This window comes from Mariniflexile sp. TRM1-10 (genome assembly GCF_003425985.1).
In the GTDB taxonomy this organism is placed as follows: domain Bacteria; phylum Bacteroidota; class Bacteroidia; order Flavobacteriales; family Flavobacteriaceae; genus Mariniflexile.
Genome location: NZ_CP022985.1, coordinates 194,152 through 214,063 on the forward strand (window position 1 = coordinate 194,152; position 19,912 = coordinate 214,063).

Below are 19,912 nucleotides of genomic sequence, written 5' to 3' on the forward strand. Positions count from 1 at the left end.
TCAATAATGATTAAAAAATTAAGCTGTAATAACCTCGGCATATAAGTCAAAATCGGCAGCTTCGGTAATTTTTACTGTGGTAAACTCGCCCGTTTTAATATAGGTTTTGGTAGCATCAATAAGGACTTCATTATCGACATCGGGAGAATCAAATTCGGTTCTGCCTACAAAATAATTACCTTCTTTTCTGTCTATAACGACTTTAAAAGTCTGCCCTATTTTTGCTTGGTTCAATTCCCATGAAATCTGGGATTGAATTTCCATAATCTCATTGGCACGTGCTTGTTTTACTTCTTCGGGTACATCATCTTCTAGATTATAGGCATGTGTGTTTTCTTCGTGGCTATATGTAAAACAGCCTAAACGCTCAAAACGCATCGCTTTTACCCATTCTTTTAGAATTTGATAATCCTCTTCGGTTTCGCCTGGATAGCCAACAATCAACGTGGTTCTAATTGTCATATTTGGTACGGCTGCCCTAAAATCCTTAAGCAATTGCGTCGTTTTCTCTTTGGTAGTCCCACGACGCATACTTTTCAAGATGGTATCTGAAATATGCTGTAACGGAATATCTAAATAATTACAAATTTTAGGTTCACGGTTCATGACCTCCAAAACATCCATTGGAAACCCAGTTGGGAAGGCGTAATGCAATCGAATCCATTCAATGCCTTCAACTTTTACCAACGCTTCAAGTAATTCAGCTAAGTTTCTTTTTTTGTATAAATCGAGACCGTAATAGGTTAAATCCTGAGCAATCAAAATAAGCTCCTTCACGCCTTTTGCTGCTAACTTTTCGGCTTCAACAACAACCTCTTCAATGGGCGTACTTTTATGTTTACCACGCATTAATGGAATGGCACAAAAACTACAAGGTCTGTCACAACCTTCGGCTATTTTTAAATATGCGTAATTTTTTGGTGTGGTTGTTAAACGTTCGCCAATAAGTTCGTGCTTATAATCGGCACCCAAAGCCTTCAATAAACTTGGCAATTCGGTAGTGCCAAAATAGGCATCAACATTTGGAATCTCTTTTTGTAAATCTGGCTTATAACGCTCACTTAAACACCCTGTTACAAATACTTTATCGACCTCGCCATCTTCTTTTTTCTGCATAAATTCTAAAATAGTATTGATGCTTTCCTCTTTGGCATTATTAATAAATCCGCAGGTATTAATCACAACAATATTGCCATCTTCTTCATGGGCTACGTCTTTTCCACTGGCTTTAAGCTGTCCCATGAGTATTTCGCTGTCGTAAACATTTTTACTACAACCCAGAGTGACTACATTAATTTTATTCTTTTTAAGCGATTTCGTTCTCATACCAAAATTTAAGTGTGCAAAGATACGGAATGAATTACGATTTATGATTTACGAATTTAAGATTTACGAATTTTAGGTCTTGGTTCTTGGGTTCGTGAATTGTGAGATGTGAGACGTGAGATGTGTGAAGCATAAAAAGGCAAATCGTAAAAGAAGTATCTTGTCGTTTTACAAAAGTATCTTTCTAACTTTATAACCATCTAATCATCTAACAATCTAATCGTCTAATCGTCTAACAATCTAACTGTACCTACTGGCTAGTGGCTAATGACCAACTCTTTAACATCAATTTTTTTCTCTTTTAAATTAAATCTATAAGCAACGGATAACTACATTTAAAATTATTACTTAAGTTTTGAAATTATTATGAGGTTAATGAAAAGAAATAGAATGCGAGAAGCTGATTTACAACAATTAATGAACCACCCTGAAAATATAATTTCTAAATGCAATCTTACTTATACCTATGAAGAAGATTTTCCAATTGTTAGAAAAAGACATGGTAAAGGTTTTATTTATCTTATGAATGGAAAACCCATTCAAAATAAACAAGCCCTTAAACGCATTAAAAATATTGTAATTCCACCCATGTGGAAAGATGTAAAAATTAGTCATCTTGAAAATAGTCATTTACAAGCGGTGGGCAAAGATGCCAAAAACCGAAAGCAATATTTATATCATCCTAAATGGAAAATTATAAGAAATTCTACCAAATTTTATAAAATGTATTCATTTGGCAAAAAACTACCCTTAATAAGAAAACAACTTGACATTGATTTAGATAAAAAAGGCTGGCCAAAAGAAAAAGTGGTTGCATTAATAATTCGCTTAATGGAAGAAACCCATATTCGTATTGGTAATAGTTATTATGAAAAGCAAAATAAATCTTATGGTTTAACAACACTTAGAAAAAAACATATTAATATCTATAAGGGCAAATTACAGATTGAATATATTGGAAAAAAAGGTATAGAACATACTGTTTCGCTGCGAAACAAGAAATTGGTAAAATTAGTAAACCGATGTGAAGAGCTGCCTGGATGGACACTTTTTAAATATATTGATGAAGATGGCATAAAAAAAACCATAAAAAGCAGTCATGTAAATGAGTATCTATATACCCTTTGCGGAAGCGACTTTACCGCAAAAGATTTTAGAACGTGGTCGGCCTCTGTCTCTTTTTTTAATGCTTTGCTTGAATTGGAAAAAGCCACTTCTGAAAAAGAAATAAAAAGTAATATTTTAAGCGCATACGATGTAGCGGCAAATACCCTAGGCAATACGAGAAATGTTTGTAAAAAATATTATGTACATCCCATCATTATTGAACAGTATGAAAATGGAAACTTGTATAAAATTTTTGATAAAATTAAAAAGACAACAACAGTTAACAACTATTTATCACCTTCTGAAAAAGAAATGCTAAAACTTTTTAAAAGGTATCGTCCATTACTTCAAAAAGAATTTAAATAACCTGAGTTCGATATAAATTTTGACTAAGTTAGATATTAGAAGTACACTATTAGAAGCTCAAAGTTCAGAGTTTGATTGATGAAGTTTGTGATATACAATTCAACGTGAGTTAACATCGCCAAGATCGTATCTATCTAAAAATCAATTATTCATGTTTTAATATCAAGTAGTGTGCAGTTAAATCCAATAAAAACCACCTACTTTCAAGAGACTGTCTGAAATCTTTTGGCTTTAGTTTATCTGAGCATTACAGAAAATGAAAATGTATTTTTATTTGAAGATAAAAGCACCGTTTACGAAAGTCTCAAGGTGGCAATAATTACTAAATATTTGGGCTTAGGCGTAGATTGGGCCTATTTTTAAATCGAACTCACGCTTTTTAGAGAAATTCAAGTTCTTTTTCTTCCTGTGATTAATGAAATAAGAAATAATACAAGGAAGATAAAGAACAAAACTTTTGCGATACTAGCAGCGCCTGAAGCTATTCCACCAAATCCCAATATGCCAGCTATAATAGCTAAAATAACAAATGTAAGTGTCCAACGTAACATAATTTAAATTTTAAGTTAATAATATCTTATGGTAAAACGAGAATCTTTACCTAGTGAAAAGTAAACAATCACTCAGCTTTCATTCAAAGCTATATTAAATTCAACTATTAAATGAATGTTATTGGTTTTAATACTAACACAATAGCATCATGTTTACATGGTATTGTTATGCTATTGTATTATTAATCATGAGTGTCCGATTAAAGATTCAAGACTGCTTTACTAAAATAAAATAGAATAAAGACTAAATGACAACAAATCAGTAATCGCTTTAAAAGCCATTATCACTGTGTTTTCAGAGAATTTTAAAGGTTTTATCGGACAACAATGATTATTAATAAAAAGAGGCTGTCTAAAAAGTCCTGTAAATTTAATTTGTCAGGTTGAGACTTTTGTTAAAGTTTTTAACTAGCGAATGCGATGACGTATTTTGTGCAAGTTTAACAAAAAGTCACAATATTTCCGAGGCACAGCGTAGTGTTTATATACCTGTGGTTGAGTATGGTTTTCAGAAAATAGGGGTAGCGATTATGGTGCTTATTTATAATAATGCCCGAATGGTAGTCTAGCAAGCATAAAAATTTTCTGGGTGTGATTTTAAAAAATAATGTAGGATGAAAAAAATCAGGAAAAACGCAGGAGGGATCGATATCGGAGCCAAAAAAATCTTCATAGGTCTTGAAGATAAGGAGGTTCGCAGTTTTGATACCTTCACATCAGATCTGGAACAGGCGGTATCTTACTTAGAGGAAAACAATGTAACCTCAGTGGCCATGGAAGCCACGGGAGTGTATTGGGTCATCCTCTATGATATATTGAAGGCAAGAGGCATCGATGTATGGTTGGTGGATGGCAGGAGCACAAAACAAGTTCCAGGCAGAAAGACCGATGTAAAGGACTGTCAATGGATACAGCAATTGCACAGCTATGGTTTGTTGAACCGTTGTTTTGTTGCAGATGAACTGGTACATGAACTAAGGAGCTATCAACGCCTGCGCGAAGATCACATCCGTAGTGCTGCTATGCATATTAACCATATGCAAAAAGCACTGACCCTGATGAACGTTCGGCTAAAAGAAGTTCTGGACCAAGTTCACGGGGTAAGTGGATTGAAAATAATCAGGGCGATCTTAAAGGGCGAAAGGGATCCCGGGGTTTTGGTAAAGCTATGCCATGGGAGTGTGTTGAAAACAAAAAAGGAACTGATCCTTAAATCCTTGAAAGGGCACTACAATGAAGCAGGGCTATTTGCTTTGGGCCAAGCAGTGGTGTGCTATGATTTTTATCAACAACAAATTGCCGGTTGTGATCTGAAAATGGAAGAAGTCCTTAAAAAGATGGGGGCAAACCGGCCTAAAGTATCAAATAAGGCAACTCCACGAAAAAACGTGAGGCACCACAAACCAAATATAGAAGGAATGGACCGTTATCTATTGCAAATATTTGAAGGCAAAGATGCTACGGTCCTACCCGGTATAACAGATTATAATTGGATGCAGCTCCTATCGGAAATAGGGACTGATTTACATAAATGGAAAACAGAAAAGCATTTTACTTCCTGGTTGGGACTGGCGCCAAAACAGCACCATTCGGGCAAGATGAAAAAAAACTATAAGGCTAAAGGACAACCAAAGGCCGGCCTGATATTTAAGCAAGCGGCCACGAGCCTGCTCAACAGCAAGAAAATTGCATTGGGTGCTTTTGGCAGAAAGATAAGGGCAAAGAAAGGGGCATCACCGGCAATAAAGGCAATGGCAAGAAAACTGGCAGAGCTCTATTGGAAGCTATTTGTTAAAGGACTGTCATATGTAGAGAAGGGAATCAAAGATTATGAGGAGAAGATCTTGTTTAATAAACAAAAGAACATTATGAAAATGGCAAGAGAACTTGGTTTGTCAATTAGCTATAAAACAGCGGTTTAGCAAATACGTCAATGGTAGCTTGTCGAAACTGATATTGATTACCAGTAAGTTAAAATATTTCGACAAGCTCAATATGACATAGAACTAGACTTTTTAGACAGCCTACTTATTCTCTCTCTTATTCCCTCTTTTTTTTACATAAATTATTCTTCATCAATGCAAATCTTCCAATCGCTTAATTGAGTTGAGATCACTTGCAATGGCATCTCTTTGTTTAATTAGTATCGTATGTGTACTCAAGGGCAATGAAGTATCATTGATAACATCATTATAGTCATCTAAAGCCGTCTTTTCTCCTCTAATAGCTTCTTCGAGCATGGATTCGTCGTTATCGACAGAAAACATGGCTTTTATATCCATCCAGGCACGATGTGCAGTTCCTGCCGCACTTCCGCTTTTCTCTGGAATCTCTCCAAACGATCTAACTTCATTATTTAATTCAATACCGAAATTATGTCGTTCTAACGATTTTCTTTCAAAATATCTTTTCAGATAAATATGCTCTGTATTCTCTGCTGCTTTTTTAAAACCTTTTTCTGCATCATATGTTCTTTCTAAAAGTTCATTTAACTTACCACTTATAGTTTCTGTGTATGTACTCATGATTGTCTAAATTTAAATTAACAATGGTTTACTTTTGAGATGCCCATTGATTTACATCGTCTGCTTTTATAATGCTTCACTACTTTTGTTTACATTAAAGATTCAACTTTCTTTTGCGCGGTTTTTTTTTTCTTCAATGAAACTTGTTCAAACCTTACCCTGGCGTCCAAGAATCTACTTTTAGAAATTTTCTCTAAAATCAGTTCTCCTAATTTAAAGAGTAAAATTCCGAGGGAGATTCCTATTAATATATTTGCTGTCATACTTTTTAATTTAATAGTTCTATGAATTAAGGTGGTTTAAACTTTTTCTAATTGGCTAAAAAATGACTGATTTTCATTTCCATCGAAAAAGTTAAACCACTTCATTAAATTTAAAGCGATTATTCCGTCTATATTAATGCATTTGATTTAAAAAACTGACTTATTTGAATTAGATAGTCCTTTTTCTAAAAGTTCTCACACAGGTATGTTTTTAGTCACTTCCATTCTATCCCAATTGCGATGCTTTGCAATAGCGTTTATAAAATCAATAGACTCTTTATTAATTAGAACTGCTGCATCCTGTTTGAAATTTGAAACGAGGCTGCTGTCAATCAGATTTTCGCCTTCTTCATCTACAGCTATAGCTTTACAATGTTTAAAGGCTTCATTAATAAATTTTATAAATTTTGATTCTTTCTTTAATTTCTCAATAGCTTTTGTGCCTCCAGGGATATATATGGCATCAAAAAGGACACTTTCTGTAGTCATAATAGCCTCATGAACCTCATGAGCTATACCTTCATCACTTACAACTTCACCTCCATGTGGCGCTATTAATTTTACCATTGCGCCTTCTTTTTCTAGAGCATCTTTCATCTTGTTGAAATTTTTCATTGAAAAGCCATCTGCAACCAATACGGCTATCTGTCTTGTTGAAATGCTTTCGAATTTTGTATTGGCTTGACTTAATGAAGGAGCGGTATCAAGATAATTTTTCTTTTTAGGCGGTTGATGTTTTTCCACATCTGCATCAGCACCAATGGCTTGATTAATAGGTTGCTCTATGGATTTTGGGATTTCAAGTCCCAATCCGGTGGCTACTTTTTTCGCTAAATCGGTATCGATTTGTGAAATCACCCAAAGCATGCGCTCTTTGATATGTGTGTATTTACATTTACCGAGTTCGAATGTATAAGCATCCGTAAGGTGTTGTTGCTCCCATTTGGATAAACTCCTGTAAAACAATGCCGGTTGTGAGAAATGATCATTAAAACTTTCGCTTCGGGTCCTGATTTTTTTTGCGTCTATACGTTCTTCGTATGAAGTAAATGCACCTTCAGCCATTTTAGCTAAATGCGGACAACCTCCGCTTAAACTATTTGGAAAGTAGGCTGTTTGTCCTTTTACAACATCCATTTGCATCATTCCATCACGCTGGTTGTTGTGGGTGTCTACGACAGGTCGGTTTATAGGAATTTGATGAAAATTAGGTCCACCTAATCTGGATAACTGTGTATCTCTATACGAGAACAAACGCCCCTGCAATAAGGGATCATTCGTAAAATCTATACCGGGAACAATGTGACCAGGCAGGAAAGCTACTTGCTCGGTTTCAGCAAAGAAGTTTTCAGGATTTTTATTTAAAGTCATTTTACCAATAATTTTTACTGGCACTAATTCTTCGGGTATCAATTTGGTTGGATCCAATAAATCAAATTCAAATTTAAATTCATCTTCTTCAGGCACTATTTGAACTCCTAATTCCCATTCTGGAAATTGTCCCGCTTCAATAGCATCCCATAAATCGCGTCTATGAAAATCGGAATCGACTCCACTAATCTTAACTGCTTCATCCCATGTTACGGAGTGTACGCCTAGTTTCGGTTTCCAATGGAATTTCACAAAATGAGCGTCTCCTTTTTCATTTATTAATCGGAAGGTATGAATTCCAAAGCCTTCCATCATACGATAACTTCGAGGAATCCCTCTATCACTCATTAACCAAATTTGATTATGAAGTGTTTCTGTGGCATGCGAGACAAAATCATAAAAAGTATCATGGGCAGAGGCTGCCTGAGGTATTTCCCTATTAGGTTCTGGTTTTACCGAATGAATTAAATCTGGAAACTTCATAGCATCTTGAATAAAAAAGATAGGCATATTATTACCTACCAAATCCCAAGTGCCTTCTTCTGTATAAAATTTTACTGCAAACCCGCGAACATCCCGAGCCAGATCTGTTGAGCCTTTAGAGCCCGCAACCGTTGAAAATCGCACGAAAACAGGGGTTTTCCTACTAGTATCGGTAAAAATACCCGCTTTACTAAATTGCTCAAGATTTTCATATAATTCAAATATACCATGTGCCCCACTACCTCGAGCGTGTACAATACGCTCTGGTATGCGTTCGTGGTCAAAACTTGTAATTTTTTCCCGTAGTAAAAAATCTTCCAGTAAAGTAGACCCTCTTTCTCCCGCTTTTAATGAATTGTTCGTGTCATTTACTTTGACCCCTTGATTTGTGGTCATCGTAGTATCCTTTACTTCTTTTTGAGATGTTTTTAAATCATCAACTTTTTTTGATTCTGATAATTGTTGTTTTTTTGGAGCCATCATTTATATTTTTAAGTATTCTGTAAACAAATCAGATGAGTATCAGTAGATAAATCACATCGCTTTCGAAACTCCTAATTTTTAACCACTTAACTTAACACGATTCATAAAAAAATTACCTCAAAAAGAAAAGGACATAATTTTACTTAAAGAAAATGGTGAAAGAAGGCTATTATTCTTTCATAAGAAATTTAAAGGGGAAAGCTTTTAATTCAGTAAAAAGAAAAGAATTAATTCTTAGGTTTTTCCTTCAATAAAAAATTTCTTGAAACAGGCTATCTTCAAGGCAGAGCCTTCGGGAAAATATTTAGATTAAAATTTTTTATTGAGTTATAATTAATTTCAAAATGGCACATTTTCAAACCATTTAAGCATTAAATTAACTGTCCATTTTATAATTACAACTTAAGTGACATCATATTTTATATCTATTCAAGTTTTAGATATGGGAAACAATACTAACTTAGATTTTATTATCTCTATTATTGTTGCCATGATAGCAGGATTTTGCATCGGCTTAGAACGCCAAATGAAAAATAAAAATGCAGGCTTAAAAACCTATACCTTGGTATCGGTTGGTTCGGCAATATTTACGAATATTTCTTTTGAATATACTGGAATTGATTATGTGGATACTGCTAGAATTATTAGTCAGATTGTTGTTGGCGTTGGGTTTTTAGGTGCGGGCGTCATTGTACAAGGAAAACACAAAATTAGTGGTCTGGCAACAGCCGCCACCATTTGGTGTAGTGCTGGTTTAGGATGTTTAGCTGCATTGAAAATGTATACCGAGCTTTTAAGTGCCACAATTATAGTTGTAGTGATTAATATTCTTTTTGGCTATATAAATAGTAAAATAAATAAAAACACTAATAATGAAATAAATAATTAAAGTTACAAACATCCGGTTGAATTAATTATACTGTTCCCATGTTCGTTTTTAAGTCAGCGCCCAAATCTGTAGTAAGTCTGCAAAGGATGTTCTTTATTTTGTAGCATCTTTTGTATAACATTCATACCAATAACAGAAAATGTAATACCATTTCCTCCAAATCCTAAAACAAAATAACTATGGGGAAAATCTGGATGCGTACCAATGTATGGTAAACCGTCTTCAGTTTCACCAAAAGTGCCAGCCCAAACAAAATCAGTACGAAATTGATAATTGGGTAATAATTTTTTCAATTTTTTAGTAAGCTTTTTGTTTTTCTCATTTAATAAGCCATCACGCTTTTTATCATTTATAAAGTCTTCATCTTCCCCTCCAATTAAAATTCTATTATCGTCGGTTGTTCTCATGTAAACATAAGGGGCTTCTGTATTCCAAAAGAGCGTGTCATTTAAATGGGATTGGTCATCATCATTCTGTTCACCAATAATAGCATAGGTTGAAAGTAATTTTACAAATTTCTCTTTTATAAGCTCCGTGCTTTCATACCCATTGCAGTAAATAATCTTTTTTGCTTTAATGGTATTTCCAAACCCAGTTGTAACTTTTGCTCCATTTTTTGTGTAACTAATTGCCGTAATAGCGGTTTTATCAAAAATGTGCAATCCTTTTTTATGGTTATAGGCTAACAAATCGTGCGTAAATTTAAAAATATCTATACTTCCTCCTTGTTTTGATAAGATGCCTCCGTACGTTTTTTTAATCTGATAGGTATTTTCAATGTCTTTTGAAGAAAGCCAGAAAACAGGTAGCCCACAGTTTTGCCTAGCTTCAAACTCTTTTCTTAAATTAACAACATCTTTTTTGGTAGTAGCAAAATAGAGTGATTGCTTTTTTTTAAAACCACAATCTGATTTTACTTTTTCAACAATGGCCTGCAATTCATCAATAGCATGGTAACATGCCCAATAATTAGCTTCGGCAGCAGATTGACCAATCATTTCTGATAATTTATATAAAGGCATATCAATTTCATACTGAAGCATACTTGTAGATGCAGAGGTACTTCCATTGGCTACTTCTCTTTTATCAAGCAATATGGTTTTATAATTTTTGGCTAAGCATTTATAGGCCATTAAACTTCCAGTGATTCCTGCTCCTATAATTAAAACATCCGTTTCAAAATCTTCTTTCAATGAAGGATAAGAAGCCAACAACCCGTTTTTAATTAACCAAAAGGGTTCATTTGAAGTAAGATCCATATTCTTAAAATGAAGGTTAAATGTCTATATAAGCTTTATAAAATGATAGCTGTGATATTTTCAATCATTAGTGTCCGATTAAAGATTTAAGGCTTCGCTAAAAGAAAACAGAATAAAGACTAAATGACAACAAATCAGTAATCTCTTTAAAAAGCCATTATCACTATGTTTGCAATGACGCAATGAATTGCGAAAGTTTTATCGTACAACAATGATTTTCAATTTATAAAACTGAAAAATAGACAAAAGGATAAAAAATTAATCTTCATTTAAGCTGTAATCACAAGCCTATTTTGCTTATTTTGATAATATTTAGGACTACACTTATATTTTGCCTTAAAAATTTTAGAAAAGTAACTTCTGCTAGTCAGTCCAATTGTATAAACAATTTCCGAAATATTAAGCTCCGATGTTCTTATTAAATTTTCTGCCGCTTCTATCCTTATATTTCTAATAAAATCTGTAACTGTTCTATTGTGCATAATTTTAAACCCTTCCTGTAATTTAAATGGAGACAGGCCCGATTTTTTACTTAAATACCTGACACTGTACTGGATTTCCGGATAGTTTCTAATAAGTTCAGATACTTCTTTAATAGCTTCCATATCGGATTGGGTAAGTGAATTACTGGCAGCTTTAGCATTTATTAAATCGTATTTATGTTGCTCAATTTCTAAAGCCAGAATGTGGTATACCGTACTATTAATCAAAAAATTCCTAATCAATCCTTTCTGATTGATTGTATTAAGATATTCTATTCTTTCTACAATTTTTAGATTAAAAGAGCCTACATATGAAAATACATTGTTCTCTTCATTAATTAAAAAAGTGTTTTGTAATTGCTTTTTTAATTCTTTATCAGAAACCGACAAAACATCAATGGTAATCATAGAGAATTTTACCTCTTCATTCTTTTTAAATTTAAAAAAAGTATTTTTAGTGGATGAATTTGAAAAAATACCTGTTTGAAATTGGCTTAACTTATTATGTCCGTTAAATTCTCCAAAACTTTGGGTAACCTGACCTCTTGAACAGTATCCAAAATGAATGGAATCTAAATTGTGAATCTTTTTTACAAGCGACACATTTTCTTTGAAAATAATATCATATTCCATATATGATATAGCATTTTCTACCAACATTCCTAAAATGCAACCCGTAGCGATGTCATTATTTATTTCCAATCTAAATTCTTTGGATTTTATTTCAAGTTTACCACCTAATTGTTCTTCGATTTGTTGGAAAACTGTAGTGAGATTATTCGAGGTTATTAAGATACTTTTCATGTTTAAATTTTTTTAAATTTATATTTAAATTTTTAAGTTATATAGATTAAGGCATTTGCTCCTGCTTATCGTATATAGAACACCAATAGAAATCATTCCTAAATCATGACTTTATACAATAGCTTTAGCTAGGTATATTTTTGGAGAACGCTTCAAAAATTAAAATATATTTTTATGATACTATTTTGCTTTTTAAGTTTTGAAACCTCCTGATTTGTTTTAATTGCTATTCCCTACAAAGTTGCAACAAGCATGTTTGTGTTCTGTTACAAAATTTCTCCATTATGTTATATAATTTGTATTCTCAAAAAAAATTGTGTACTCAATCAATAGCGATAATTCTTTTTTTGATTTGGTTAAGTATTTTAATTAAAACTATTTATTTTGGAAGATGCAAAAAGACATTTCAGAATATCCGGTTAAATTCAAGCTTGTTCATTTACCTAATTTATTAACAAAAACATTTAAGCTATGGATTGAAAAAGAACCTTTTCAATTAGGCGCTATTGTTGCTTATTATGCCATTCTATCCCTTCCCGCTTTACTTATTATAATATTGAATTTGGTGGGCTCTATTTGGGGAAAAGAACTCGTAAGAGGTGAATTACTTACAGAAATATCAGCCGCTTTAGGTCCAGATGCAGCCGAATCAATTTTAAGAATGATTGCTGAAAAAGGTGATGAGCCTACTTCTATTTTTGCAACCATTTTAGGTATAGTCATATTATTGTATGGAGCCACTGGCGTTTTTTATCATTTACAAAATGTATTGGACAGTATTTGGGAAATAGAACAACCTTATTCAAATGAAATACTAGCCACTTTGATAGGTAGATTAAAAAGTTTTGGGTTTATATTGATTTTCGGTTTTTTGCTTTTAATCAGTTTTGTTATCACCGCATTACTTACTACGTTTGCAAATAGAATAACCGCTCTTTTTTCAGCAAATGTTACAAACATTGCTTATATTCTTGATATTATACTCTCCTTATTATATATATATGCTCTATTTGCTGCCATGTTTAAATATTTACCCAGCGCACCAATAAAATGGAAAGCCGTAAGAGTAGGTGCCGCTTTAACTACTCTTTTATTTATCATAGGCAAGTATGTGCTTTCTTTTTATTTTGGAAAAACAGAACCCGGTTCTACATATGGAGCAGCCGGTTCTATAATAATTGTGATGCTCTGGACGTCGTATTCTAGTTTAATATTGTTTTTCGGGGCACAGTTTACCAAAGTTTATTCAGACAGGTATTTGCTAACCAAATGAGCTATTTTAAATAGGTCTATTATCTATTTGCACTAAAATCATTTGTAATTGAGTTAAATAAATTTACTTAGTAGGTTTATTTTTATATTATCATAATTAGCTTGGCTCGTTTTGTATGCGCTTAATAAGTATGACTATGACATAAATAATGATTAAATAACCTCTTAAAACATAGTATCATGAGAAGTATTCTTTGGCTTGTAGCCGTTATATGTATAACCATTTGGCTTTTAGGATTTTTTGGAATTGTAGCGGGACTAGCTACGGGTAGCCTCATCCATATTTTATTAGTGATAGCCATAATTGCTATTTTATATAATATTATTGCGGGAAGAAGGCCATTAGATTAATTCACAACACCTACTATAATTTATTAAAAGATGAAAAGATATAGCGTGGCCGTTTGGAGCGGCACTATAAAGAATGGGGACGGATATATAACATCTGAATCTAAAGCACTTGACAATGTTCAATATTCTTATAAAAGCAGATTTGAAGAAGGTATAGGTACAAATCCTGAAGAATTAATGGCTGCAGCTCATGCTGGATGTTTCACCATGAAATTAAGTGCCGATTTAACAACAGCAGGATTTGAACCAAAAACGTTGGAAACCCAATGTGATATTACCCTAGAGGATGGTGTAATTACAAGTTCAAAATTAACAGTTACTGCTAAGGTTAGTGGTATTAAGGATGAAGAATTTCAAGAGATTGCTGAAAAGGCAAAGCAAGATTGCCCGGTTAGTAAAGCTTACAATTTAGATATAAGCCTCGAGGCAACTTTACAAAGTAATCCTGCTGATAAACAAATGTCTTGAAACAAACACCAGAGCAAACGCATGAGTTTTATCTTTGCCACGAATGACGCTAATTTGCACAAATTTTAATGATTCTAAAAAAATCACACAAATTTCATCTGCCTTTGGCAGATCCGTGGCATATTATGCCATCCCAATTTAGATAATTTCATGACCCGAGCGAAAGCGAACAGGCGAAGCTAATTTGTGGCTGATTCTTTATTTCTGAAACTGGTGCGTTTGCCCTGAGACGAACAATCCCTATGGAATTCTTTAGATTAACGTGAATTTCGATATAATATAATCTGATATCTAGGTTTTATCAGATTAACAAACATACCTTATAACTTTTAACTGTTTAACCGCGTAATTGTTGAATCGTATATCACAAACTTCATCGTACAACCACTGAAAACTGAGCACTGAACACTGCCTACTGAGACTGAACACTGCCTACTGAGACTGAACACTGAACATTAACCAATAAGGCTTTCCATAACAAGTTCTGCCGTTTTATCTATGGCTTGCAATACGATTTTTTCTGGACTTCCTTTGAATATTTCCCTATGGCCGAACTCTTTAGTGGGAGTTATAATATAAAAGAAAATAGTACCTAGTGGTTTTTCTTTATTTTCACTCCCTCCGGGAGTCGTAAGTCCGGTAATGGCTACTGTTATTTTTGAATAGAATAATTTAGATGCCTGTTGTGCCAGTATTTGAGTCACTTCTAAAGATTCGGGGGTATATTTTTCAATGATACTTTTAGGAACATGTAATAATGTTTCTTTTACACATCCATCATAACATACAATTCCTCCCCTCAAAATCTTTCCAGATTCTTTTGTCATTGAAAATTCCGCACTCATTCTTCCTGCGGTGGCGCTTTCGGCAAAAGCAATATTACATCCTTTTGCTGCTATTGTTTTACTACATTCTATAACAATTTTTGAAGGCATAAAAATTAAGCTTTAAATCTATAATTTTAAATGTGATGCGTTGTACCAGTTAATAATGTTGTATGGTAATAATGGCACTCTAATATGGATTTCATTTGATTTGGATTTTGTACCGCATTCATAAATTGAGTCCATGTTTCTTTCGGAATTAAATGGATTAAAGATTGCTCTACTTCAAAAACTTTGGGTGCGTTTTCTTTTATTAGAATGTCCCATTCTTTATGAAATCTAAGGATATCATTTGGATAAACGGTTTTTCTATCCGTGCCTTCATCCATGGCCTCAAATGGCATTTCTACATTCAAATAACCATAATCATCTGTTAATTCATCTCCTGGGTGAATGTCACGAATTGCAATTTCAAAATCGTAAGGCGTACTAAAACAACTTGGTCTAAAACTATGATTCACGAATTTTCCGTTATCCCAACATAATACCTTTTCACCCTTTTTATTGGTAAAAGAATAAGTATCCAGATGTTTTTTGATGAAAGGATTGAGATTTGCAACCTGATCTCTAGTAAATACTTGATCCAAATCGTCCTGAACCCAGGTTATTGTTCCTTTTGGTATGAGTTTGGTAGCTACCACGCCATATCCTTTTTCTTTGCTAATAAAACGTACTTCTGTATTGGGATGTATCATTTGAAAGTTATTTTATGTATTTATTTTTTTTATTAGTGTCTATTAAAGATTCAAGGCTTTGCTAAAAGAAAATAGAATAGAGAAAAAAGACTATAGACTATAGATAAATAGACATATAGATTGCCTAAATGACAATAAATTGATATCCAAATGTCTATTTACATATCTGTTTTAATACTCATTAAGTAATAAATTATTACAAAAAGCCTAGCCACAAATCTGTATTCTCTTTAAAAAGCCATCATCATTATGTTTGCAATGAACTGTAAAAGTTTTATTGGACAATAATCATTTTTTTTAAGTGTTCGGGTTAATGGAATGCATATGGGTTACATAGTTCACAGTTTGTATTACTGCACTTCTTCTTGACTTTTTTCAATTGGCTACAAAATGATTTTTCTGGAATTTATATCAGCTGTAGATGCGGGCGCAATTGCATACTAACGATATCACATCGCTGAGGCTGTGATAAACAAAATAAAACACTCATGGCAATATCTTCAGCTTCCAGCATTTTCATTTTTCTTATTTTTTGATGCTGTTCCGCTTTAGTATCTGTCTGCATATCACTCATTACCGATCCAGGTTCAATATGAGAAACTTTAATTCCTAACTCATTTACTTCTTTACGCAACGCAGTACTAAAACCTCTTATAGCTGTTTTGGTCGCAACATAAATAGTACTTTCTCCATTAAGAGTTTCCGCACTCATGGAACCGATATTGATAATATGACCCGATTTTTGTGCCTTCATCCTTAAAACCGCTTCATAAGAAAAAGTAAGATAGCCCATCACGTTGGTATCTATTATATATTGCCAATGATCGGGATTATCCTCAGTAACTCCCTCCGCTGCTAAGGCAGCATTGTTGATAAGGATATCAATTCCTCCCAGGTTATTGTCTATGATTTCCCATATCATCTTTACATCTTCCTTATTAGTTACATCTATAGGAGCCCCATACAATTCACTTTCCGGGAAATTCTTCTTAATATCATCAAAGGCCTTTTCAAAGTCATGGATGTCTCTACCAAAAATAAGTACGCGGCCTCCCTGTGAAATTAATAAATCGGCAATCGCTTTTCCAATGCCTGTTGTACCGCCTGTAATAACAATGCGCTTTTGTTGTATGTTTTGGCCGAAGTAATCTGTTATATTTTTCATAGCGAATTTTTAATATTAATTTTATGCAAATTAGTTTTTGAAGGCCCATTTATTACTGTTCCATCACTAGCAAACCGTGAGCCGTGACAGGGACAGTCAAAAGATTTTTCATCTTTATTCCATTGCACGATACAGCCGAGATGAGGACAAACGGCAGAGAAAGCATTTAAGGTATTATCATAATTGCGATAAACAGCAATCTTTTTTAATCCTGAAGAAAGCAAACTTCCTTCTCCTACGAGTAATTCTGCCGTACTTTTTAAATCAGATGCCGTTAACCAATCCAGATATTGCGAAGCCATATTGCCGACTTCTTTAATAAAATCTCCGGTAGTTTTAAGGGTTATTCGTGAAGGACTATATAAATCGGCCCATTTATTTTTTATACCCATAATACTATCACAGATAATCATGGCACCAATCGTAGTATGTGTCATACCATTTCCAGAATCGCCAGTAATGATATAGATATTATCATCTCCTGGATTTTTACCCATAAACCCTAAAGAGTCCACGGGCTCTAATACTTGCCCCGACCATCTGTATGAGATATCATCCATCATCGGAAAATAATTTCGTGTCCATGCTTCCAGTCTTTTATATCGCTCAGACTGAGGAATCCCTTCCTCATCTGCCTGACCTGTTTTATGGTCTTCTCCGCCCGAAATCAGTAAATCATATTGGTCATCAAAATTTTCCAACCGAACATAATGGTAAGGTTGGGTCACCCATTTTGATTCCTGATCGCCTGTATCCCACAATAAAAAATAGGGTAATGTTCCCTTAGACACTTTGCCTGCTATAACATACGTTCTATAAGCATGCTGCTTAGTATGCATCGTTAAGGTGTCATTTATTGGAGAATTTGTTGCCACTACAATATGTTTGGCAGAAAACGTATAGCCATTTACTTTAGCCCCTTCTTTTGTAATATCTTCTGCATGGGCCTGTGTATAAATAGTACCTCCAAGAGCAATAATACCTTTAACAAGCCCTTGGAGATAGTGCATGATGTGAAACTGAGCTTGATCACTAAAAGCGAGACATCTTTGGTTTTTACCACCAGTTATTACTGGAATCTTTTTTAATATATATGTTTGTAATCCCGCTTTTTGGGTGGCCCGAAATTCTTTATTCAAGTTTTCGTCTTTATCGGTTTCGTGTAGAAATAAATAACCATTTACGCGTTTAAACGAGCAATCGATATTTAAGTCAGTAACAATCTTTTCAATTTCGTCTATAGCTGCCGTATGACTTTCTGCTATTAGTTTTGTGGCCGCTTCGCCAAATATATTTTCAAGAAAATAATAACGGTCATCCAGCGCACTGGCGAGATGTGCTGTAGTACGTCCTGTTTCTCCACTGCCTATATAGCCATCTTCTACCAGTACTACCTTTTTTCCTGCTTTTAGTAATTTATAAGCAGTAGTCAAACCTGCTATGCCTCCACCAATAATAAGTACTTCTGTCTGAATGTCCATATCGGGGGTATTACAGGAAGTAATCGCTGTGGAGTCTATCCAAAAGGAAACATGGTCTCCCGAAGTAATACGGCCCTCAGTTGATTCATTATTTAAATTGTCCATATTATCGATTTTCTGTTTAGAATTGCTGAATATTTAATTTTAAAACTAACAATTAAGAACATGAACAGGTTTACAACTTTAATTACATATTTTATATAATTACCATCTTATTTTTATAACATTCTCTTGAAATAAAAACACATTCATCATAATTCATCATACTAGTTATAAACTAATTAACTTTAATAAGTTCTTATAAAAGCAGTTGTTTTACAGACTATACGCTTGATGACACTATAACATAAGGTCCCAATTATTTTAAATATTATATGTCTCCAGGATTTTGAAAAAACTGGGTAAAGGCTGTAATAAAAAGTTTCTTGAAACAAACTATCCTCGGCAGAGCCTTCGGGGGATTCTTTAGAGTAAAAATTAGAATCATGGAAATTCTGTAATCTTGCCCAATAATTCTATAAAAGTATGATTCATATTTGAATTATATTTGGGTCTATGAAAAAATCTAGAGGGAGATCTTTTTTAAGTATGATAGAACATTCAAGATGAGCTCATAATTTCAAAATATATTCTAACTACTAAACTTTATAAATAAAAAATTTACAGGACGAAAAACAAAATGATTTGTCAACAAACAAATCAAATGGTACTACTAATTATGACTTTAATAAACGGATTTATAACCCCAATCTTTAAGAATAAAATTATGCTATTAAACCCCATCTTAATCTACTTAGCCGATGATGATAAAGATGATCGTATGCTTTTTAAAGAAGCATTGGATGAGATCGATATGGATATTACTATTGAAGACTATGACAATGGCGTCACATTAATGGACAATCTTTTAAACAAAAGCAAACCTTTACCACATGCTATTTATCTGGACTTAAATATGCCTTTAATGAATGGTGAAGAATGTTTAAATGACATAAAAAATGAGCCAGAGCTTGCCCAAATTCCCATAATAATTTACTCCACTTATATGGATAACACCGGCGTCCTTAATTTACAACAAAAAGGTGCTGATCTATATTTGGAAAAACCCAACTCTTTTGAGCTACTTAAAATACTATTAAGAAAAAGCCTGGAATATATTAAAAGTGATTCCAGGAATATAGTTCAGGCTTCAGAATTTGTTATCTCTCAAAAAACACATTAGTTTCCTATTTTAATTATGCCATAAGTTTACGGCATTCTTGTGCACAAGCAATACAAGATTCGGCACATGCTTTACAATGATCATGATCGTGTTGTTCACACTGTTCTGCACACCACTCGCATATTTCGGCACATAAACGACAATATTCTTTTGTAAGTGGCCCCTCGGCTACCATAAACTTAATACAAATTAAACAAGCATCCACACATAACAAACAACATTTAGGACAATCGTTATCACTTTGCTTGCCAGCCATTTGAGCAAGACAATATTGACAATCAATCCAACATTGTTGACAGGCTTTTATACAACTTTCATAATTACGTATCATATCCTTATTTTTTTAATTATTATGTTTCAATTTAAGTGAATAACAAAAGATGTATTTGTTCAAATGGAAATAATTTTAACACGATAACATATAGACCTCGTTTTCTTATAAGATATATTGATATGACGGTAATG

General features: G+C 33.5%; 19 protein-coding genes. 7 read left to right on the top strand and 12 right to left on the bottom strand.

Features of this window, described 5'->3' with window-relative positions; translation table 11 throughout:
* Positions 1-18 precede the first annotated feature (18 nt).
* Positions 19-1,326 carry a 30S ribosomal protein S12 methylthiotransferase RimO gene (gene rimO, locus CJ739_RS00985; protein WP_117172206.1) on the bottom strand — a complete coding sequence of 436 codons (1,308 nt, stop codon included), beginning with the start codon at positions 1,324-1,326 and terminating at the stop codon, positions 19-21.
* A gap of 375 nt (positions 1,327-1,701) precedes the next feature.
* Here rimO and CJ739_RS00990 point away from each other — a divergent pair, with 375 nt between their 5' ends.
* On the top strand, positions 1,702-2,799 hold the full coding sequence (locus CJ739_RS00990; protein ID WP_117172207.1) for a DNA topoisomerase IB: 1,098 nt from the start codon (positions 1,702-1,704) through the stop codon (positions 2,797-2,799).
* Between the two features lie 389 nt (positions 2,800-3,188).
* Here CJ739_RS00990 and CJ739_RS00995 read toward each other — a convergent pair whose 3' ends face one another.
* Positions 3,189-3,350, bottom strand: a complete 162-nt coding sequence (locus CJ739_RS00995) for a DUF1328 domain-containing protein (RefSeq protein WP_117172208.1) — start codon at positions 3,348-3,350, stop codon at positions 3,189-3,191.
* A 614-nt stretch (positions 3,351-3,964) separates the two neighbouring features.
* On the opposite strand from CJ739_RS00995, the gene CJ739_RS01000 reads away from it, so the two are divergent.
* A complete protein-coding gene (locus CJ739_RS01000; RefSeq protein ID WP_117172209.1) occupies positions 3,965-5,272 on the top strand; it encodes an IS110 family RNA-guided transposase in 1,308 nt (435 codons plus the stop codon).
* 153 nt (positions 5,273-5,425) lie between these two features.
* Here the strand turns inward: CJ739_RS01000 and CJ739_RS01005 are convergent, their stop codons facing one another.
* From CJ739_RS01005 to CJ739_RS01010, 3 genes are all read right to left on the bottom strand, one after another.
* A complete protein-coding gene (locus CJ739_RS01005) occupies positions 5,426-5,875 on the bottom strand; it encodes a ferritin-like domain-containing protein (protein WP_117172210.1) in 450 nt (149 codons plus the stop codon).
* An 89-nt stretch (positions 5,876-5,964) separates the two neighbouring features.
* Positions 5,965-6,138, bottom strand: coding sequence for a hypothetical protein (locus CJ739_RS20210; protein WP_162880087.1), 174 nt, complete (start codon positions 6,136-6,138; stop codon positions 5,965-5,967).
* Between the two features lie 195 nt (positions 6,139-6,333).
* Positions 6,334-8,475, bottom strand: a complete 2,142-nt coding sequence (locus tag CJ739_RS01010; RefSeq protein WP_236951579.1) for a catalase — start codon at positions 8,473-8,475, stop codon at positions 6,334-6,336.
* Between the two features lie 406 nt (positions 8,476-8,881).
* On the opposite strand from CJ739_RS01010, the gene CJ739_RS01015 reads away from it, so the two are divergent.
* Positions 8,882-9,364 (top strand): MgtC/SapB family protein, encoded by a 483-nt coding sequence (locus CJ739_RS01015; RefSeq protein ID WP_236951580.1) that lies wholly within the window; start codon positions 8,882-8,884, stop codon positions 9,362-9,364.
* Positions 9,365-9,417: 53 nt separating this feature from the next.
* Here the strand turns inward: CJ739_RS01015 and CJ739_RS01020 are convergent, their stop codons facing one another.
* The gene (locus tag CJ739_RS01020; RefSeq protein WP_117172212.1) at positions 9,418-10,623 is read right to left on the bottom strand and encodes an NAD(P)/FAD-dependent oxidoreductase; all 1,206 of its coding nucleotides are present in this window, start codon (positions 10,621-10,623) and stop codon (positions 9,418-9,420) included.
* A gap of 269 nt (positions 10,624-10,892) precedes the next feature.
* A complete protein-coding gene (locus CJ739_RS01025) occupies positions 10,893-11,909 on the bottom strand; it encodes a helix-turn-helix domain-containing protein (RefSeq protein WP_117172213.1) in 1,017 nt (338 codons plus the stop codon).
* Between the two features lie 391 nt (positions 11,910-12,300).
* Here CJ739_RS01025 and CJ739_RS01030 point away from each other — a divergent pair, with 391 nt between their 5' ends.
* From CJ739_RS01030 to CJ739_RS01040, 3 genes are all read left to right on the top strand, one after another.
* Complete coding sequence (locus tag CJ739_RS01030; RefSeq protein ID WP_117172214.1) at positions 12,301-13,182, top strand: YihY/virulence factor BrkB family protein; 882 nt, start codon at positions 12,301-12,303, stop codon at positions 13,180-13,182.
* Between the two features lie 179 nt (positions 13,183-13,361).
* Positions 13,362-13,532, top strand: coding sequence for a lmo0937 family membrane protein (locus CJ739_RS01035; RefSeq protein ID WP_117172215.1), 171 nt, complete (start codon positions 13,362-13,364; stop codon positions 13,530-13,532).
* Between the two features lie 30 nt (positions 13,533-13,562).
* The gene (locus CJ739_RS01040; protein ID WP_117172216.1) at positions 13,563-14,000 is read left to right on the top strand and encodes an OsmC family protein; all 438 of its coding nucleotides are present in this window, start codon (positions 13,563-13,565) and stop codon (positions 13,998-14,000) included.
* A gap of 455 nt (positions 14,001-14,455) precedes the next feature.
* Here CJ739_RS01040 and CJ739_RS01045 read toward each other — a convergent pair whose 3' ends face one another.
* From CJ739_RS01045 to CJ739_RS01060, 4 genes are all read right to left on the bottom strand, one after another.
* On the bottom strand, positions 14,456-14,935 hold the full coding sequence (locus tag CJ739_RS01045) for a CinA family protein (RefSeq protein WP_117172217.1): 480 nt from the start codon (positions 14,933-14,935) through the stop codon (positions 14,456-14,458).
* 26 nt (positions 14,936-14,961) lie between these two features.
* Positions 14,962-15,579: an SET domain-containing protein gene (locus CJ739_RS01050; protein WP_117172218.1), complete on the bottom strand. Its 618-nt coding sequence runs from the start codon at positions 15,577-15,579 to the stop codon at positions 14,962-14,964.
* Positions 15,580-15,985: 406 nt separating this feature from the next.
* On the bottom strand, positions 15,986-16,744 hold the full coding sequence (locus tag CJ739_RS01055) for an SDR family oxidoreductase (protein WP_117172219.1): 759 nt from the start codon (positions 16,742-16,744) through the stop codon (positions 15,986-15,988).
* On the bottom strand, positions 16,741-18,225 hold the full coding sequence (locus CJ739_RS01060) for an FAD-dependent oxidoreductase (protein ID WP_236951581.1): 1,485 nt from the start codon (positions 18,223-18,225) through the stop codon (positions 16,741-16,743). Before CJ739_RS01060 ends, CJ739_RS01055 begins: the two co-directional genes overlap by 4 nt.
* Positions 18,226-18,928: 703 nt before the next feature.
* Here CJ739_RS01060 and CJ739_RS01065 point away from each other — a divergent pair.
* Positions 18,929-19,447, top strand: a complete 519-nt coding sequence (locus tag CJ739_RS01065; protein ID WP_162880088.1) for a response regulator — start codon at positions 18,929-18,931, stop codon at positions 19,445-19,447.
* A gap of 13 nt (positions 19,448-19,460) precedes the next feature.
* Here CJ739_RS01065 and CJ739_RS20725 read toward each other — a convergent pair whose 3' ends face one another.
* On the bottom strand, positions 19,461-19,778 hold the full coding sequence (locus CJ739_RS20725; RefSeq protein WP_117172222.1) for a four-helix bundle copper-binding protein: 318 nt from the start codon (positions 19,776-19,778) through the stop codon (positions 19,461-19,463).
* Between the last annotated feature and the right edge of the window lie 134 nt (positions 19,779-19,912).

Bases quoted from the DNA above. Each gene is read 5' to 3' on its own strand.
- rimO (WP_117172206.1), bottom strand. From the start codon at position 1,326: ATGAGAACGAAATCGCTTAAAAAGAATAAAATTAATGTAGTCACTCTG.
- CJ739_RS00990 (WP_117172207.1), top strand. From the start codon at position 1,702: ATGAAAAGAAATAGAATGCGAGAAGCTGATTTACAACAATTAATGAAC.
- CJ739_RS00995 (WP_117172208.1), bottom strand. From the start codon at position 3,350: ATGTTACGTTGGACACTTACATTTGTTATTTTAGCTATTATAGCTGGC.
- CJ739_RS01000 (WP_117172209.1), top strand. From the start codon at position 3,965: ATGAAAAAAATCAGGAAAAACGCAGGAGGGATCGATATCGGAGCCAAA.
- CJ739_RS01005 (WP_117172210.1), bottom strand. From the start codon at position 5,875: ATGAGTACATACACAGAAACTATAAGTGGTAAGTTAAATGAACTTTTA.
- CJ739_RS20210 (WP_162880087.1), bottom strand. From the start codon at position 6,138: ATGACAGCAAATATATTAATAGGAATCTCCCTCGGAATTTTACTCTTT.
- CJ739_RS01010 (WP_236951579.1), bottom strand. From the start codon at position 8,475: ATGATGGCTCCAAAAAAACAACAATTATCAGAATCAAAAAAAGTTGAT.
- CJ739_RS01020 (WP_117172212.1), bottom strand. From the start codon at position 10,623: ATGGATCTTACTTCAAATGAACCCTTTTGGTTAATTAAAAACGGGTTG.
- CJ739_RS01025 (WP_117172213.1), bottom strand. From the start codon at position 11,909: ATGAAAAGTATCTTAATAACCTCGAATAATCTCACTACAGTTTTCCAA.
- CJ739_RS01030 (WP_117172214.1), top strand. From the start codon at position 12,301: ATGCAAAAAGACATTTCAGAATATCCGGTTAAATTCAAGCTTGTTCAT.
- CJ739_RS01035 (WP_117172215.1), top strand. From the start codon at position 13,362: ATGAGAAGTATTCTTTGGCTTGTAGCCGTTATATGTATAACCATTTGG.
- CJ739_RS01040 (WP_117172216.1), top strand. From the start codon at position 13,563: ATGAAAAGATATAGCGTGGCCGTTTGGAGCGGCACTATAAAGAATGGG.
- CJ739_RS01045 (WP_117172217.1), bottom strand. From the start codon at position 14,935: ATGCCTTCAAAAATTGTTATAGAATGTAGTAAAACAATAGCAGCAAAA.
- CJ739_RS01050 (WP_117172218.1), bottom strand. From the start codon at position 15,579: ATGATACATCCCAATACAGAAGTACGTTTTATTAGCAAAGAAAAAGGA.
- CJ739_RS01055 (WP_117172219.1), bottom strand. From the start codon at position 16,744: ATGAAAAATATAACAGATTACTTCGGCCAAAACATACAACAAAAGCGC.
- CJ739_RS01060 (WP_236951581.1), bottom strand. From the start codon at position 18,225: ATGGACATTCAGACAGAAGTACTTATTATTGGTGGAGGCATAGCAGGT.
- CJ739_RS01065 (WP_162880088.1), top strand. From the start codon at position 18,929: ATGGTACTACTAATTATGACTTTAATAAACGGATTTATAACCCCAATC.
- CJ739_RS20725 (WP_117172222.1), bottom strand. From the start codon at position 19,778: ATGATACGTAATTATGAAAGTTGTATAAAAGCCTGTCAACAATGTTGG.